This is a genomic window from Pantoea sp. SO10, assembly GCF_005281435.1.
GTDB classification, from domain to species: Bacteria; Pseudomonadota; Gammaproteobacteria; order Enterobacterales; family Enterobacteriaceae; genus Pantoea; species Pantoea leporis.
Map to the genome: position 1 here is coordinate 93,405 of NZ_CP040097.1, position 16,713 is coordinate 110,117.

Here is a 16,713-nt window from a genome sequence, read left to right on the forward strand (position 1 = left end):
TTATTCCTTTACTATTTTATCGCGAGCAACGTTATCACCGGTTCCAAAATGATATTGATTAACATTAACGTTGTTTTCCTTCGCTATAGACTTAAGGATATCCAAAAGTTCAGGATCTGAATTGATTTTTTTCTCAATTGCCTTTTGACTCATATCTTCATTAAGATTTAATTCTTCAATCTTCTCTGCAGCCTCGTCGGCTTTCTTTTCATCAACAATGAATTCTCTTAATTTTTCTTTCAATGTGTCTTTAGTATAAGAGAGACTGCTTTGTAATAAATCATAAATCCCTCTTGCTAGTATAGCTGTGGTAATCGGATCCATTTTTTTCACCTTAGAATTGAAAAGAGAGTTGTCTAAATCACTACGTCACATCAACAAAATAAGACTTTTCCCATTCGAGATCAATTGTCAATTTTAAATATGTAGAGTTAGCTATCGTAATAATACTGCTACTGAGGTAAACAACTCTTTGAGCCTCTTTTACGACTATGGCAGTAAAGCAAACTTGAAGTCCTCCTCACTTGGCCACCAGGTGTTCCAAACATCTAACCCTTCAACTTTTAAAGTTCAAGCCACCTTCACCATGGCGAGGCTCGAGCCCGTTCCATATATGCAAGAGATAGTGCCATCGAACATATATCTCTTCTACTCCCCCATCTTTTGGATTACTCGATTTATACCAAAGAGTCGGATCTGGCCCTCAGACCTTGCGGCGTGCGGGGTGGGGCGGTTTTCCCGGGGAAAAGGATCCTTTACCGCCTTTGGATAAGGCGCTAATCTGCGGGTAAAACCAAATCCCGGATCCTTTTTCCGCGATTTATTCCGCTTTCCCCGCGTGGGCGGGGCGGCGAAAATAGCCCTCACAGACCCCGACGTCGCTACGTGAAAATTAACGGATGAACAGCCTGATACCCCAGCAGAATTTAACAGGACGCGTGACGGCGCTGTCGTTCGCGCCGGGCGCCGACTTTGCCACAGCGGTGGCGCTCCGGCGCATGGCCACCGCGAACGGCGTGACGCCGTTTTACCTGCTCGCCCCCGAGGTCGCCGCGCTGCTTCATTATATGCCCGACCGGCGCCACCACTTTTTCTTTAACACGCTGTGGAACACCGGCGCGCGCATCGGCGAGGGCTGCACGCTCACGCCAGAGTCATTCGTCATCGACGGGCCGCGGCCGTTCGTGCGCATCCTCTCCGAAAAGGTTCGGAGCCGGCGCGGGCGCCCGCCTAAGGGCGCGGTGCGACTGGTGCCGCTTACCGATCCGGCCTATGTGCGCCAGGTGGAGGTGTGGATGGCGAGCGAGCGCCCGAAGCGGCGCGAGCCGCTGTGGTCCGTGACGGATGAAACCATGCGCAACTGGCTGAAGGCGGCGGTGAAGCGCGCGGCGGACGACGGCGTGCACCTCTCGGTGCCGGTGACCCCGCACACGTTTCGCCACTCGTACATCATGCACCTGCTCTACCACCGCCAGCCGCTCAAGGTCATTCAGGCGCTGGCGGGGCACAAGGATTCGCGCTCGATAGAGGTGTACACACGGGTGTTTGCCCTCGACGTGGCCGCCACGCTTGAGGTGTCGTTCAGCGGGCAGGGCGCGGAAGCGGCGGCAGTGCTGAGAAGCCTGCCGCCGGCCTGATTAAAAATAATGAACAGGGAGTGGTATAGATGCCTTCTGGAATGATTGAGGCCGTGGAGGTGATTCTGAAATTCGGCTCTCAGGTATGGCTGGTACTGGCCGGAGTAATGATGGCGACGCTTGTTTACACGTGGCTGGTAAAAGCGGATCCATCCGGGTTGATACGTCACCTCCTTAACCGTAAAAAGCAGCGTCTGGTACAGATCCGCACGCTGGATTACCTGAGTGATGAGGCGAAAGAGCTCGCAGAACGTGAACTCAAGCAGCTCGTACTCCATCCGCTGACAGGGATATTTAATTACAGGCTGCAGCCTCTGGCAGTTGAGTTCTGTCACCGGTTTGATCAGCGGCCGCGTTATCTGGCGGCATGGCGCAGCTGGCTCAGCGAACATAACGGTAAGATAAGCTTCGATAAAAAATGGTACCGGCGCGCATGGCGGGGATTTGCATACGTGAACCTTCCTCTGTCGTTCGGTCTGGTTCTGGCGATTTCCGGTCTGGTAGGGTGGAAGGCCGGAATTGAGTACATTGCGCCGGCAATATTACTGAACATGGTCACCTGGTGTTTTCCGTGGCTGATGTTTTCATCGGTGCCGACTCCGGCAATGACCCGGGTACTGGAGACTGATTTAGAAGCATTTAATAATAGGGCGCCGGGATCAAAAGACGGATGCACATCAGAGAGTTCGCCGCCGGTACAAAAGTGACAGTGTCGCCACAAGGGAAAGGGTATTTACTTTCATGATATGCAAAATCGGGAAGCTCTGACTGAACTAATCCCATGCCCTGCATGAAAGTGAATACCTTCTCACGATACCCTTTTTCTTCATCTGACATGAGGCCGAACGGAGGTCAGGTTCAGTCCGTCCGGATGCAGCCCAGAGTTAACGAGTCCCGTTATCCGTGACTTTCATGCTTAGCAAGCACTCACTCACTTAAGTACGGGAAGGGAGCGGAATAGATGGAAGGTATCTACTTTCATGAGATAGGTCTCTACTTGCATGAAGCACGGACTCGCCGGGACTCACGAGTCTGAAAGAGTATCTACTTTCATGCAGGAGTCGGTGAATACTGCCCGAAAGGTATCTGCTTTCATGCAGAGACAGCGATCGGCCCTGAGAAAGGTATCCACTTTCATGCACAGCTGCGGAGCCGATACGCGTTTTCCATGAAAGTAGATACCTTCGACGCGGGGGATCATGAAAGCAGATACTGCAACCGGCCTCTTCATGAAAGCACACACCGCATAACGTCCAGTAGTGTCAGGAAAAGGTGAGCTTACGGCGGGATGCATGAAAGTAGATACCTTTCATTGTGACAAGGGGGATGATTTCCCGCCGGTCAGTCATGAAAGTAAATACCCTGCCTCTTCACATCGTGGAAGCAAACACATCTGTGGCGTCTGCATGAAAGTGAATACCTTTGAAGAAATCAGTGACCGGGTAACGCCTGAAGCTTGGGAGAGCGGCTGCTGATGACGAACTGGATCTCACGGCCTTTTTTGAGCTCGGTATAATCGATGTAGCCTATCTTCGCAAGGTCAGCCATCGCGCGCCTGATAATAGAATTCTGCAGCTTGACGGGTGAGCCCATCGCCAGACGCTCTCTGAGGCGCTTCATGGAGATGTAGAGCGTTCCGCCGGGCATACTCTCGAAATAGATATAGAGAGACTGCGCGGCTTCCTTACGGGACAGCTCAGACAGCGCCTTAAGGCCCAGCAGCACTTTGTGATCGTAGCGGTAGAGCTCCCACAGGTTGCTGTCTGCCGTTATCTCCACCGTATCCGTGTTCATGTTCAGCACCGCGCGTTGCACCAGGTGAGAGAACATGGATTTCTTGCCATCCTTACTGCTGAAGGCGAGCGTTACACTGGAAATGCTGAAGAGTGAGTCGTGCAGGCGTTTGCGCGAACGTGCGTTGAGATCCGCGGATTTAATGCCGCACATCTTGGCGAACTCAGTAAAGGGCAGACGAATGGTTTCACTGCTGTAGCCATAGGTGGAGAAAGCCATAATGATACCGAGCCACGTTTTAAAATCTGTGGACATGCTGAGCTTAGCGCCCTGGATCTTGATATCCGTATAGCCTTCACGCTTTGCCACCTCAAGGCTTGAGAGTTCGTCGGACGCGTCAATCAGAAAGTCACGCTTTCCTTTTTCCTTAGGGGCCACGGGCGTGAAGACGCTCAGACGCAGCAGTGCCACCGGCTGAACGGTTTTGTTGCTGTTTGGCTCCAGTAGATAAACTGTTTCTGAATCCTTTTTAACAATCGCAAAAGGATTATTTATGTCTATGACTTTGTTGTCGTTTCCCACTTATCCACACCCACAGGTCAGAAAGATCGCATTGTCATGAAAGTGGATACCTTTATAGCATGAAAGTAAATACCTTTTCCATGAAAGTAGAGACCTTTTTCATGAAAGTGAATACCTGTTACATGAAAGTAGATACCTTTCTCATGAAAGTAAATACCCTAAGTGGTGTTTTTCTTACTTAGATCATTGGGATAGAGCGTTTGTGATCTCTTTTGATCTTCTAATGATCTCAATATGATCTTCTTATGATCTTAAAAGAATTGATCTATCCAGTGGATATGTTGATAAAACAAAAGCCTGCCGCGCCTGACGGCTTGTCCAACGCTTCACGGCCATACAGTTTACTGTATGACCACTCACCGTTCCCGCAACTGATCCTTATCGCAAACAATTGTGGCTTAAAGTTTCACAACAAACAGGTGGTCAACCATTCATCTGGTGAATCCTAAGATTCTGAGGAAGATCCTGCTTTCCGTTGATGAAGACATCGCTATGTTAGCAATGTCTTCATCAGTCACTTGAGGACGTTCCCATGAAGAAGCAATTTCCGATGAACATATCATCAGTATTCTCCGCGAGGCTGAAACCGGGGTTTCGGCCCGGGAACTCTAACGCCAACATGCTATTTCAGACGCTACCTTCAATTTCTGCCGGTATTGAAGTTCCCAAAGTCAAGCGGCTTAAGTCACATGAAGAGAGAAACGCTGCCTCAAGAAGCTGCTCGCTGACCCCATGCTGGATAAGGAAGCGCCTCAGGTGAATCTGGACCGATAGTTCTGATGACAGACCAGAGGCGGGAAGCTATGGAGGCCATGTATCAGGCAACGGGTCAGTTGCACAATTATCTCTACGCATCACAGATCTGTAACTTGAACGCCGCCGACTTTGGTTAGCGGCGTATCTGGCAGCTTCTGCGCCGTGATGGTCTTTGCGTTTATCACAAGCGGGTTTACCGCAACATTAACCTTATGGCCTTAGCGTAAAACGCTAAGGGCTGGCGACTGAGCGACTTCCACTGCTGCGCCCGTATTTCCCGAACCTGACCTGGTCAACGTATTTTGTCTTTGATGCACTTGGCAGCGGCCGCCGAATCAAGTGCCATACCTGTGTGGGTGATTTCACAATGGAGTGCCTGACAATCACCACTACATTCGGGATTACAGGCGTTCAGGTTGCGCCTATTCTGGACATCATCGCGCTGTTTCGTGAATATCCTGCGACGATAATACCGATCATCGCCCGGAATTTACCTGCCGCGCGCTGGATCAATGGGCTTTTGAACATGGTGTTGAGTAGCGCTTAATTCAGTCGGGCAAGCCAACTCAGAACGGATTTTTTGAGATTTCCAACGCGCCCTTTCGGGATGAATGCCTGAATGAGCGTTGGTTCAGGGATGCGATTGGAAAATCATTAATGACTGACGTAAGGACTATAGCGAGTTCAGACCTCAATCATCGATCAATTATCAGAAGCCGGCTCAATGTGCAGCAGGCTGGCGTAACGGGAAACATGAAGAAAAATCAACCGACATTGCTAACTAACGGTTTTATCAAATACTGGGGCAGGTCAAAGAACCGGAATAAAGATCACATTTATAGCAAGCTGTTCACTTTTCAGCTTGCCTGATATATCAGATTTGATACTTACTACATCTAACCTTTTACCTGGTTGGATACCTTAGCGATGCAACTCACCGATTTACCTCAAGTCCTGCTCAACTGCCAAAACGTCCTGGGGGAAAGCATTCTATGGGATGACCGTACTGAACAGCTTTGGTGGACAAATATTCATGCCAGAGAGTTATGGTGCTGGTCTCCAGATGACGCAAGCTCTCCGCGTATTTATCACACTGAGCATCGGGTTGGCGCGATCGGCTTGTGTGAAGGAACTGGTCTAGCGTTAGCGCTTGAAAAAGGATTTGGGCTGCTTGATCCGGAGTCCGGCGAGGTTGAGTGGTGTGCAGATGTCGAGTCTGATATCCCGCACACCCGGCTGAATGATGGAAGAGTCGACCCGGCCGGACGGTTTCTCAGTGGTGGTATGCATGAGGGCTCACCGCAGTTACCGAAATCAGCTCTCTGGCGTTGGGAAGGAAGCAATCTGGTGAGTATGTGTATACCGCATATCTCATGTGCAAATTCACTTTGCTGGAGCCCTGATGGCCACACGATGTACTTCGCGGACATGCCGGAAGGCACCATTAAAGCTTATCCCTACAACCTGACAACAGGTGAAGTCGGCGAAGCTCGCCTGTTTGCCGACCTTAGTGAACAACCGGGTTTGGCTGATGGGTCTGTGGTGGATGAAGAAGGCTATCTGTGGAATGCCCAATGGGGCGGGGCCCGTATTGTACGTTACTCACCTGATGGTGCTATCGACCGCATCGTGTCCCTACCTGTCGATAACCCAACCTGCCTGACGTTCGGAGGCAAAAATCATGATGTGCTGTTTGTCACCACCGCCTGGTGGGGATTAACAGATGAACAACGCCATCATCAGCCATTAGCCGGCAACCTTTTTGCTTTTAAACCGGGTGTGCGGGGCCAGCGAGAGCATCGTTTCAATCGCTAAACTGCATCGTCCACTGTCCTGCCTCTTTCCTTTATGAGTGACTTATAAATGAAAATAAAATCCGTGACGTCTCATCTATTACGTGTGCCGCTTGGGCATAAAACGTTCTATTCATCGCAGGCTGCGTTTCCGGAAAGAAACAGCTATCTGGTTCGGATTGAGACGGATAACGGGCTGGTTGGCTGGGGGGAGGGGGGGCAGTATGGTCCCGCTCAGCCTGTAGCTGCTGTCGTTGACCACGTTTTTGCTCCTCGGATCCTCGGGCGCGACCCGACAGAGCCAGTGCGTATCTGGGAGGAGCTGTACGCTTACTCCAGGGATTTTGGTCAGCGGGGTACTTATATAGAGGCGCTCTCAGCTATTGATATCGCACTCTGGGATATTGCCGGGCAAGCCGCCGGGATTCCTGTCTGGAAGCTACTGGGCGGGCGTTTTCGCGACAAAATTACCGCCTATGCAACAGGCTGCTACTATCCGGAAAGTTTTCAAGATTTGCCCTCTATTCTGACGTCACTGCAAACTGAGGCTTCCAGCTATGCCAATGCCGGATTTGGTTTACTGAAGGTCAAGATTGGGCTGCTCTCGCTGGAAGATGACATCGCCCGCTTACGCACCATCCGCGAAGCCGTTGGCCCAGATATTGGCTTGCTGGTGGATGCTAACCATGCGTACAACGCGGCCACCGCAGTGCGTATGGGGCGCATGATGCAGGAGTTAGGGGTGCTGTTTTTTGAAGAACCCGTAGTACCAGAAGATCGCGAAGGTTATCGCAAAGTGCGCGCGGAAAACCCTGTCGCTGTTGCGGGGGGAGAGTGCGAATTCACCCGTTATGGATTCCGTGATTTTATCTCGGGCGGTTGTGTCGACATTGTGCAGCCCGATCTGGCCGTTTGCGGAGGTTTCACAGCCTTCACGCACATTCTGGCCTTGGCCAACAGCTGGGGGGTGGCAACCGTACCCCACGTATGGGGATCCGGTATCGCCGTGGCTGCTGCGCTCCAGGCCGTCGCTATCATTCCTCCCTTCCCGTTTACCGCGAATGGGCTTCCCCTGCTAAACCAGCCAGTAATTGAGTTCGATCGTAAGCATAACCCGCTGCGTGATGACTTGCTGCATCAACACTTCGAACTGATTGATGGCAGTCTTGCCGTTCCGGATTCACCGGGTCTGGGTGTAACGGTGCGAGACGACATACTTAACCAATATTCGTATTGAGGAGAACTGACATGAGATTTCAGGGAAAAAACGTACTTATCACCGGTGCTGCTGCCGGTCTGGGTCAGACTATTGCCACTGCATATGCTCGTGAGGGCGCTTCCGTCGCCATTATCGACTTTGCCGATGCCAGTGACACGGTGGCGAAAGTGCAGGCGATCGGCCAACAGGCAGTCGCGTTTAAGGCGGATGTGCGCGATCAGGACGCCGTGCAAATGGCGGTGAAGCAAGCGGCAGCCTTCTTTAGTGGCCGTATTGATGTGCTGATTAACAATGCCGGTTTTAACGGACACTACAATCTGGTGGAAAATATGCCGCTCGCACAATGGCGTGAAACCCTGGATATCAATCTTACCGGCACCATGCTGGTCACGCAGGCGGTTATTCCCTTCATGAAAGCCAGTGGCGGCGGAGCTATTGGTATTACTGCCTCGAATGTCGCACGGCGCGGACTGCCCTATCGCGCAGATTACGTCTGTTCAAAGTGGGCCCTGTTAGGTCTCAATCAAACGCTGGCGCTGGAGCTCGTCGATCATCACATCCGTGTTAATGCCGTATGCCCGGGCCCCATTGAAGGGGACAGAATTGAAGATGTGATGGTGCGTCAGGCGGAGGCTGAAGGAAAGAGCTTGAAGGATATGCGTAAAACCTGGGAAGAGGCGGCACCAATGAAACGCTTTGTCACTGCCGATGAGGTAACGGCCGCACTGATGTTTTTGACCAGCGACGCGGCCAGTGCCATGACTGGCCAGGCGCTCAACGTCACCGGTGGATTCTTAATGACCTGACAGCAATACCCACTACAAACCTCACCCTACAATCGAGGAAGTCAAAATGAAAACTACAAAAAAATATGCCCTCACTGGCGCAATGACGCTCGCTCTGCTTACCGCTTCCACGGCAAGTTGGGCAAAAGAACTGGTGGCCTTTTCACAGGCAGGTATGGAAAACGAGTGGCGCGTGATGGATACCAAAGACATGGAAAAAACCTTCAAAGACGCCGGTTATGACTTTGTCTGGACCAATGCCAACTCTGACCCAGCCAAACAAATCTCCGACATTGAGGATTTGCTGGCACGTCAGCCCGCACTTCTGATCGTGGCTCCTATCGAATATGAACCACTGGCGCCTGTGCCGGATATGGCCACCAAAGCAAATGTACCGCTGATCGTTGTGGATCGCGCCTTGCCTGGTGAACCTGGAAAAGGAAAATGGCTTGCCTTACTGACTACCAACTTTGTCGATACCGGTGAGTTGGTGGCTAAAGATGTTGTGAAAGGATTAACCGAAAAGAATGGTGCGCCAAAAGGAAACTTGCTGCATATCACCGGTAATAAAGGTGCGTCTCCGGTTGTGGATGAGCAAAAAGGACTCGATAACGTGCTGAGCAATTATCCTGATATCAAATTTGTCGCCAGCTGCGACGGTCTTTATTCGCGTGAACCAGGCCGTAAATGTGTGGAAGATCTGTTTCAGGCATTCCCTAAAGGCAAGATTGACGGCATCGTTTTTGACAGTGATGACATGATGATTGGTGGCATTCAGGCCATCAAAGCTGCAGGCAGAAATGAGTTGCTGGGTTACCTGTGGGGTAAGGACGGTACGGTTGATGGCCTGCAGGCCATGATCAAGGGTGACGCGCGCTTTAGCGTGCAAACGCCGCCGTTCTTTGGCGAAAAAGCATTGGAAGTCTTCAAACTGTTCAAAGCGGGCAAACCTATTGACCCCAAAATCCAGTATGTGCCGAAAGAGATTTTCCAGCGAGATACCGACAAGAATCGGGCTCGTTTACCGCTGCGTATTCAGGAGTTGAAAGCGATGGGTGTCGGCTGCTGCTGACCCGGCAATGTCAGGTTGCAGGAATTGCGGCCTGCTTTTCTCATTGGCACAACACCAGGAAACAGAATATGCAACCCCACACCCAGCAACTGGCCCGACTCGAGGGCATTAAGAAGACTTATCCGGGCGTGAAAGCCCTAAGCGGTATCGATTTTGATGTCGTAGCCGGCGAGATCCACTGTCTGGTCGGTGAAAATGGTGCCGGGAAGTCCACCCTGATGCGCGTTTTGACAGGTGCAACTCAGCCGGACAGCGGCACCATTTATATTGACGGCAAACCTACGGTACTGGATGCCAAAACCCGCCTCGATCATGGCATCGGCATTGTCTGGCAGGAGCTTGATCTGATACCGGCGATGAGCGTGGCTGAAAACATATTCATTGGCCATGAGCCAATGAAAAGTCTGGGGCGCATTGACCATAACGCATTGCGCGAGAATACCCAAAAGCTGTTAAGCAATTTTGACCTGGATGTATCGCCTGATACCCGGGTTGATCGTCTTGCCCCTGCTCAGCAACAGCTGGTGCAGATTGCCAAAGCGCTGAGTCATAATAATCGTCTACTGATTCTGGATGAACCTACAGCTTCACTGACCGACAATGAGGTAGCGAACCTGTTTGTTTTGCTGCGCAAACTGCGACAGCAGGGATTAGGTATTGTGTATATCTCCCACCGCCTGGAAGAACTGACAGCCATAGGTGACCGCCTCACTGTATTGCGTGACGGGTACTATATTCTGACGGCTGATGTCGCATTGCTCAGTCACAGTGACATCATCAAAGCGATGGTTGGACGACCGCTTGCTGAACAATTTCCTCGCGGCTCACGAAAAACGCCTGACATTGGGTTAAAGGTCGAAGGATTAGGGCGTCATGGAGAATTCGAAGAAATAAACTTCAGTGTCAATAAAGGGGAGGTGCTGGCGATAGCGGGCATCATTGGTGCCGGCCGCAGTGAGCTCCTTGAAACCCTATTTGGTTTGCGCAAAGCAGATAAAGGCAGCATTAGCATCGATGGCACCCGGGTAACGATACGTCATCCCCGAGACGCCGTGCGACTCGGTTTGGGGCTGGTTCCGGAAGAGCGTCGCGAAAGCGGGCTCATACTTAACCGCACCATTAACGACAACCTTATTTACCCCATCATTAATCGGCTGGGCAACATTTTGCATTTTAGTCGCAGTGAGATGCGGGCAGTCAGCGAACGCTTCATCAAAGAGTTAGGCATAAAAGCGCCCTCAGGACAGGCTCTGGCAGGCAGTTTGTCAGGTGGAAACCAGCAGAAAATCGTGATCGGCAAATGGCTGGCCGCGGGTGTGAAAGTGTTGCTGTTGGATGAACCTACGCGAGGGGTAGATGTTAATGCCAAAGCAGAAATCTACCGATTGATTGACGAGCTAGCTCAGACGGGCGTCACCGTGGTGGTGGTGTCGTCTGAACTCCCTGAGGTATTGGGCATCTCCGATCGCGTATTAGTTATTGCACAAGGCCGTCAGACAGCGTTGCTCAACACCGCTGAAACCAGCCAGGAAGAGATTATGTCTTTTGCGGTTGCCGCACACACCCCGCAACAGGAGGCAGTATGAACTCGATGACATTTAACAAGAAGGAGACGTTAACTCTCCATCGTCCCCTTGTCCAAACTCTGCTCAGTAAGATGTTTTCTGCCTGGGCGTTGGTCATCATTTGGGTTGGCATGGCGGTGGTGGCTTCGATCATATCGCCGGTTTTCCTGACCAGCATCAATCTCAGCAACATTCTTAATCAGGCTTCTATCCTCGGCATCCTTGCCTGCGCACAGTTTCTGGTGGTGTTGGTAGGCGGTTTCGATCTTTCTGTTGCAGCCATTCTGGCGCTTTCGTCAGTGATATTTGCCAGTGCTGTTCCCATGTCAACCGGACTTGGCATGGCGCTGGGGTGCGTGGCAGGTACTGCCTTGGGTTTATTGAGTGGGATTGCTGTCACGTGGGGGAGAGTACCACCGATGATCGCCACACTCAGCGTCATGGGCATCGCAAGAGGATTAGCGTTTGTAGTGTCGGAAAAAAGCGTGGCGGTACCAATGGCAAAACTGGCCGCATTTAAATTCAGTTTTTCAATTTTATCACTGCCTGTTTTGACATGGCTGATAGCAGGTTGCCTTCTTTACTGGATGCTGAAATCCCTCCGGTTTGGCAGGAATTTATATGCGATTGGTGGCAATGAGCGTGCCGCCACTCTGGCCGGGATCGGCGTGAGAACGCACAAAATCGTTGTTTACACCCTGGCTGGTGGGCTATCGGCATTGGCTGGATTGATGCTGGTGGTGCGAACCTCATCGGGCGTTCCTCATGTCGGGCAGGGATGGGAACTGGATTCTATTGCTGCGATCGTTATCGGAGGCACACGGCTGTTTGGTGGAGAAGGCAACATCCTGAAGGCGATGATGGGGGTGTTGATTTATCAAACGATTGCCAACGTGATGAACCTGGCGGGGCTCGATCCTTTCTATCAGGACATTGTTAAAGCGCTGGTGATTATTACGGTTGTCGGTGCAACGGCCATGCGCGCAGAAAAAGTGTAGGAGATGACGATGACAACGCAAACAGCTAAATCGGGGTTGAACCTTCGTAATCCAGCATTCTGGCAAGAAAATGGAACGGTCGTAGTATTACTCGCCTTTATTCTTCTGGCGACAGCCGTTTCGGGCGGTGTGTTCATTCGGCCAGATAACCTGATCACCATTGCTTATCAGGCATCAATTGTAGGGGTGCTGGTTTTAGGGCAATCAGTGGTGGTGATATCTGGAGGATTAGATCTTTCCATGGTCGGCATTCTCATCCTTTCAGCTGTCATCATGGGAGGAGCAGGTTCGGAACAACAATCAATGATGCTCCTGGGAGGTCTGCCCTATATCGGATTGTGGCCTGCTATTGCGGCCGGATTTCTGACGGCCTTACTTTTTGGCTTACTGAATGGGTTGATGGTCACGCGCCTGCACATCCCGGCATTCATCGCAACGCTGGCGAGTACACTCCTGTTGGGAGGGATCATTCTACTCACCACCGGAGGTTCCCCCATTTACTACCCCGATCCTTTTTTCACTCATTTCGGTAATAGTATCTGGCTGGGGCTGCCTGCACCGATCTACCTCTTTATTGCTATGGCAGCCATCACTTGGTGGATGCTAAATCGCACCCGTTTCGGCAAAAAGCTTTACGCTATTGGTTCGAATGCGCGTGCAAGCCATTACTCTGGTGTGGCGGTCAATAATGTACGGCTGTGCGTATACATGTTGAGTGGACTGGCAGCGGGAGTGGCCGGTTTCATGTTTCTGAGCCGAACTGGATATGTTGCTGCGGCTTCAGGCGGGGATATGCTGATGACAACCATTGCTTCGCTGGTGGTGGGTGGGATTAGTTTGTCTGGTGGTTTCGGTGGGGTTAAGCATGCGATATCGGGGGTTCTTTTATTGGCCGCACTCAGCAACCTGATGAACATTCTACTGATTTCACCCTATGTACAAAATGCAATCAACGGTTTTGTCATTCTGATCGCGGTCTCTATGTATAGCCATATCCACCACGATAAGGCGTAAGCAAAATGGGTGGACTTGTTTCACCCCAACTCGCTACGTAGACTGATATATAAGATCTAAAGCCTGAACTATTTTAGCTGCATAACGAGCGATGTACTGGATGACAATAATGACTAAAATTCAAACTGATGCGCTACCCGCGATATCTCTGGAGACGCTTGGCAATCAAATCGTTGATGCGCTGAGCCAGGAGATCATTTCAGGTAGATTGACGCCAGGTCAGCGTGTTGATCTTAGCTACTACGCCACACAATGGAACATCAGCATCACGCCTGTGCGCGATGCAGCACGCAAATTAGAAGCACTGGGGTTGATGGAGATTTTTCCTCGCCGCGGAGTCTTTGTCGCAACGTTGAACGATCGAGATGTAAAAGAGTTATTTGATGTGCGTATCGCCTTGGAGAGTGCAACGATTCGATTGGCCACGCCCAATATCCCTCGTGAAGAAGCAGAAAAAACGCGCCAACTTTACCTACAAGCGGGAGAAAAATTACATCAACACAGCGTTGACCAATCACTCCCGGCAGTAGATTTACTTATCCATAAACTGGCACTGCAGTATTGCGATAACGTCAGATTAACCAAAATGATGCAGGAGATGTGGAGTCAGATTGAGTGGTGTCAAAACACCATTGCTTCACAATTGCAGGAGCCTTTTTTAACGACTTTGCCTGAGCATGTGGCGATTTGTGACGCGGTGATTGCGGGAGATGCAGATGCAGCTTCATTAGCCATGTATCGACATCTGACATTTACTTCCGAAAGAATTCAAAAATTACTGATAAATATGGGATGAAGGTCCAGCAGCTCTTTGATTTCTTGTACGAATATCCAGCTATAGCTTTTCACCAAGACGTTAAGTATCAAAGAGGATTAGCAATTAGGATATCCCCTCAGCTCAGCGATAAAGGATCGTAAATTGCCGTACTCTCGTCGCGCTTTAATTAAAGGTCTTGCAGTGCTCAGTATCATGCGGATCCCGGTAAGCCGTGCTTCATTGCCTACTCTGGCACTGAATGTTGCTGTAGAGTCCCCATGGATGGCAAATCAGGTGGCAATTACGCGTAATAACCGGCTATTTCTCGGGTTGCCGCGCTATTCTGCTGAGTATTCAACCCCTTCACTGGCACGACTAGCTGAAGACGGCAGCATGCAACCTTTTCCTGGCAATAGCTGGAACGACTGGAAGCCGGGGGATGACGGGAGTGAAGCTTTTATCTATCTCAACTCAGTGCATGTGTTTGACGATGATACGGTATGGTGTGTCGATCAGGGTTCATTGAGTGCCGGTATATTTGGGGAGAAATACAGTAAACCTGCCCCAGGAGCGCAAAAAATTGTGCAACTGGACGCCAACAGTGGAAAGATTCTCAGAATCTTGCGATTTGATGATCAGATACTGCCACCGGGTTCGCAACTAAACGACCTGCGCTTCCATGGGTCGCTGATGTATCTCTCGGATTCTGGGATAGGTGGGATCATCATTCATGATTTGGAAACCGGAAAAACAACCCGACGCTTATCTGGACTTCCCGTGGTTAAAGCCAGTAATAAGGCTCCACCAGCGATGTTGGCGCATGTGAAAGGTGGAAAAACCTTCCATCCACCTAATAGCGATATGATTGAGATCACAGCCGATGGTAAATGGCTGTACTGGGCCGCACCAACGGGGCCTCTTTATCGTGTTGAAACACAGCTGCTGCGCGATAACACCCTGTCTGATGTCGAATTGGCCGCTCATGTTGAAGCAGTGTATGACAATAATTTCTCCGGTGGCTGTGCGATGGACTCAGAGGGGAATGTTTATTTTTCCGAAACTGTGACGCACAACATCACTGTGTGGTCACCGAAGGGGAAAACAGCTGTATTGATTAGTGACCCGCGGCTGATTCGCCCGGATGGCTCGTTCATTTCATCGGACCGTGGGCTTTACATCCCCGTTAAACAGCCCGTTAAAAGCACAACGTCTGAACAGGTTTTTTATATCTATCGTGTTGACCTGCCACACAGTATTGCTGGAATCCATTTAGGACATGCCGTCACGGGAGCCTGAGGTTCTTGGGGAAACAATAACCGCCTTGTAGTCGCCAGTAACAAAATAGAATATGCGGTGCTCCCACATTATCGAACCAATAGAATGTCGCAAGTATAACTATTAAGCATACGACTGCAGCTTATACCGTTCTTGACCAGGCGGTATAAGCCCATTTTTATCCTGTAATCAGCGTTAATTCGGTTAAGAATTTGCCCCGACTCGCTGCCGTCTTCTTTCCGTATCATCTAAATGTTCATGCATTGCCGCCGATGCTTGAGAAGCATTTCCGCTTAAAATTGCATCAAGTAATGCTTTATGTAACGGAAGAGAAACCTCATGGTTCTCGCTGGGATCAGGGTTTGTTAATCGCAATGACATCAACATAGTAGTGCGTATAGCGTGAGCAATCGGCAACAAGAACTGGTTTTGAGAGGCCTGTAAAATAGCGGTGTGAAACTCCAAATCGGCACGAATAAATTGCTCAACATTACCTTTAGCTGCAAACATCCTTTCATACGCTGCCTGTATTCCTGATTTCTCTTCGTCGCTGGCGCGTGTAGCAGCAAGTGCGGCAGCCGGTGGTTCAACAATACGTCGAACTTCCATTAATTGTGCCAAAGTCTCAGCTCCTCCAGCCATAGTGTGGTGCCAATCGAGGAACTGAGGATCAAGCTGCTGCCAGCTGATTTTGGGTCTGACCGTAGTCCCTTTTCGCTGACGTGAATCCAACATCCCTTTTGAAATCAAAATCTGCAGGGCTTCACGTAGAACCGTTCGGCTCACACCATAGTTTTCCAAAAGTTGCGTTTCATTTGGCAAAAGCTCGCCCGGCTGGAGCCTGCCGTCAATGATCTGACGACCCAAATCTTCTACTAACTGATCGGCCATAGTGCGCTTCAATGAGGCGGAAAAAATCATATTTTATGAACTCCGTCAAAAAAATCATATTTATCATATTTTATGAGTTTACCATTACTGTTAATTATATCAGTAACACATCAACACCAGGCAGCAAGGGAGTCAAATTTGAAAATTAAAGATGTCAGAACACACATTTTATCGGCAAAGCTGAGTACGCCGTTCGCCTATTCACGAGCATGGTATGACACAAGAACTGCCATGATCGTTGAGATTGAAACTGATAATGGCTTGATTGGTTGGGGAGAATGCTATGGCCCCGCAGTAATGACTGAAGCCGTAGTAAGGGGGATTAAACCTTGGTTAGTAGGCGCTAACCCATTGAAATCAGATTTGTTATGGGAAGACATCTACTCCAGACTGCGCGATCACGGGCAGAAAGGGCTGGTCGTTGAAGGTCTAAGTGGCGTGGATATCGCTCTTTGGGATATCCGCGGTAAATATTTCTCCTGTCCATCGTACCAGTTGTTGGGCGGTGCGATGCGTGATGATGTGCAGGCTTATGCTACCGGCCTATAGCGTCGCAACGAGGGCGATCCGTTTAAATATCTCCCTGAAGAGGCTGCTGGATATGTCAAAGAAGGATTTAAGGCCCTCAAACTTAA

Annotated in this window: 15 protein-coding genes and 1 pseudogene; 13 read left to right on the forward strand and 3 right to left on the reverse strand. The window is 50.3% G+C overall.

Annotated elements, in window-relative coordinates:
• Positions 1–324, reverse strand: coding sequence for a hypothetical protein (locus tag FCN45_RS23385; RefSeq protein WP_137387524.1), 324 nt, complete (start codon positions 322–324; stop codon positions 1–3).
• A 575-nt stretch (positions 325–899) separates the two neighbouring features.
• On the opposite strand from FCN45_RS23385, the gene FCN45_RS23390 reads away from it, so the two are divergent.
• Together FCN45_RS23390 and FCN45_RS23395 are read left to right on the forward strand one after the other, a co-directional pair.
• Positions 900–1,637, forward strand: coding sequence for a tyrosine-type recombinase/integrase (locus FCN45_RS23390; RefSeq protein WP_137387525.1), 738 nt, complete (start codon positions 900–902; stop codon positions 1,635–1,637).
• Positions 1,638–1,666: 29 nt separating this feature from the next.
• Positions 1,667–2,344, forward strand: a complete 678-nt coding sequence (locus tag FCN45_RS23395) for a hypothetical protein (protein ID WP_137387526.1) — start codon at positions 1,667–1,669, stop codon at positions 2,342–2,344.
• Between the two features lie 724 nt (positions 2,345–3,068).
• Here the strand turns inward: FCN45_RS23395 and FCN45_RS23400 are convergent.
• Entirely contained in the window at positions 3,069–3,953 is an 885-nt protein-coding gene (locus FCN45_RS23400; protein WP_137387527.1) for a RepB family plasmid replication initiator protein, read from the reverse strand.
• Between the two features lie 543 nt (positions 3,954–4,496).
• On the opposite strand from FCN45_RS23400, the pseudogene FCN45_RS23410 reads away from it, so the two are divergent.
• From FCN45_RS23410 to FCN45_RS23455, 10 genes and pseudogenes are all read left to right on the forward strand, one after another.
• Positions 4,497–5,494 (forward strand): annotated as a pseudogene (locus FCN45_RS23410) (integrase core domain-containing protein).
• 142 nt (positions 5,495–5,636) lie between these two features.
• Positions 5,637–6,524: an SMP-30/gluconolactonase/LRE family protein gene (locus tag FCN45_RS23415; RefSeq protein WP_137387528.1), complete on the forward strand. Its 888-nt coding sequence runs from the start codon at positions 5,637–5,639 to the stop codon at positions 6,522–6,524.
• A gap of 48 nt (positions 6,525–6,572) precedes the next feature.
• The gene (locus FCN45_RS23420; RefSeq protein WP_137387529.1) at positions 6,573–7,739 is read left to right on the forward strand and encodes a mandelate racemase/muconate lactonizing enzyme family protein; all 1,167 of its coding nucleotides are present in this window, start codon (positions 6,573–6,575) and stop codon (positions 7,737–7,739) included.
• An 11-nt stretch (positions 7,740–7,750) separates the two neighbouring features.
• On the forward strand, positions 7,751–8,527 hold the full coding sequence (locus FCN45_RS23425) for an SDR family NAD(P)-dependent oxidoreductase (RefSeq protein ID WP_137387530.1): 777 nt from the start codon (positions 7,751–7,753) through the stop codon (positions 8,525–8,527).
• A 46-nt stretch (positions 8,528–8,573) separates the two neighbouring features.
• Positions 8,574–9,578: an ABC transporter substrate-binding protein gene (locus FCN45_RS23430; protein WP_137387531.1), complete on the forward strand. Its 1,005-nt coding sequence runs from the start codon at positions 8,574–8,576 to the stop codon at positions 9,576–9,578.
• A 68-nt stretch (positions 9,579–9,646) separates the two neighbouring features.
• A complete protein-coding gene (locus FCN45_RS23435) occupies positions 9,647–11,164 on the forward strand; it encodes a sugar ABC transporter ATP-binding protein (RefSeq protein WP_137387532.1) in 1,518 nt (505 codons plus the stop codon).
• On the forward strand, positions 11,161–12,141 hold the full coding sequence (locus FCN45_RS23440; RefSeq protein ID WP_137387533.1) for an ABC transporter permease: 981 nt from the start codon (positions 11,161–11,163) through the stop codon (positions 12,139–12,141). The genes FCN45_RS23435 and FCN45_RS23440 overlap by 4 nt, the downstream gene beginning before the upstream one ends.
• Before the next feature lie 9 nt (positions 12,142–12,150).
• Positions 12,151–13,155 (forward strand): ABC transporter permease, encoded by a 1,005-nt coding sequence (locus tag FCN45_RS23445; protein WP_168197492.1) that lies wholly within the window; start codon positions 12,151–12,153, stop codon positions 13,153–13,155.
• A gap of 109 nt (positions 13,156–13,264) precedes the next feature.
• Positions 13,265–13,951, forward strand: coding sequence for a GntR family transcriptional regulator (locus FCN45_RS23450; protein ID WP_168197493.1), 687 nt, complete (start codon positions 13,265–13,267; stop codon positions 13,949–13,951).
• A gap of 123 nt (positions 13,952–14,074) precedes the next feature.
• Positions 14,075–15,208: an SMP-30/gluconolactonase/LRE family protein gene (locus tag FCN45_RS23455; protein WP_137387536.1), complete on the forward strand. Its 1,134-nt coding sequence runs from the start codon at positions 14,075–14,077 to the stop codon at positions 15,206–15,208.
• Between the two features lie 183 nt (positions 15,209–15,391).
• Here the strand turns inward: FCN45_RS23455 and FCN45_RS23460 are convergent, their stop codons facing one another.
• Complete coding sequence (locus FCN45_RS23460) at positions 15,392–16,078, reverse strand: FadR/GntR family transcriptional regulator (RefSeq protein ID WP_168197494.1); 687 nt, start codon at positions 16,076–16,078, stop codon at positions 15,392–15,394.
• A gap of 138 nt (positions 16,079–16,216) precedes the next feature.
• Here FCN45_RS23460 and FCN45_RS23920 point away from each other — a divergent pair, with 138 nt between their 5' ends.
• Positions 16,217–16,627 carry a hypothetical protein gene (locus FCN45_RS23920; protein WP_371419620.1) on the forward strand — a complete coding sequence of 137 codons (411 nt, stop codon included), beginning with the start codon at positions 16,217–16,219 and terminating at the stop codon, positions 16,625–16,627.
• Positions 16,628–16,713: the final 86 nt, after the last annotated feature.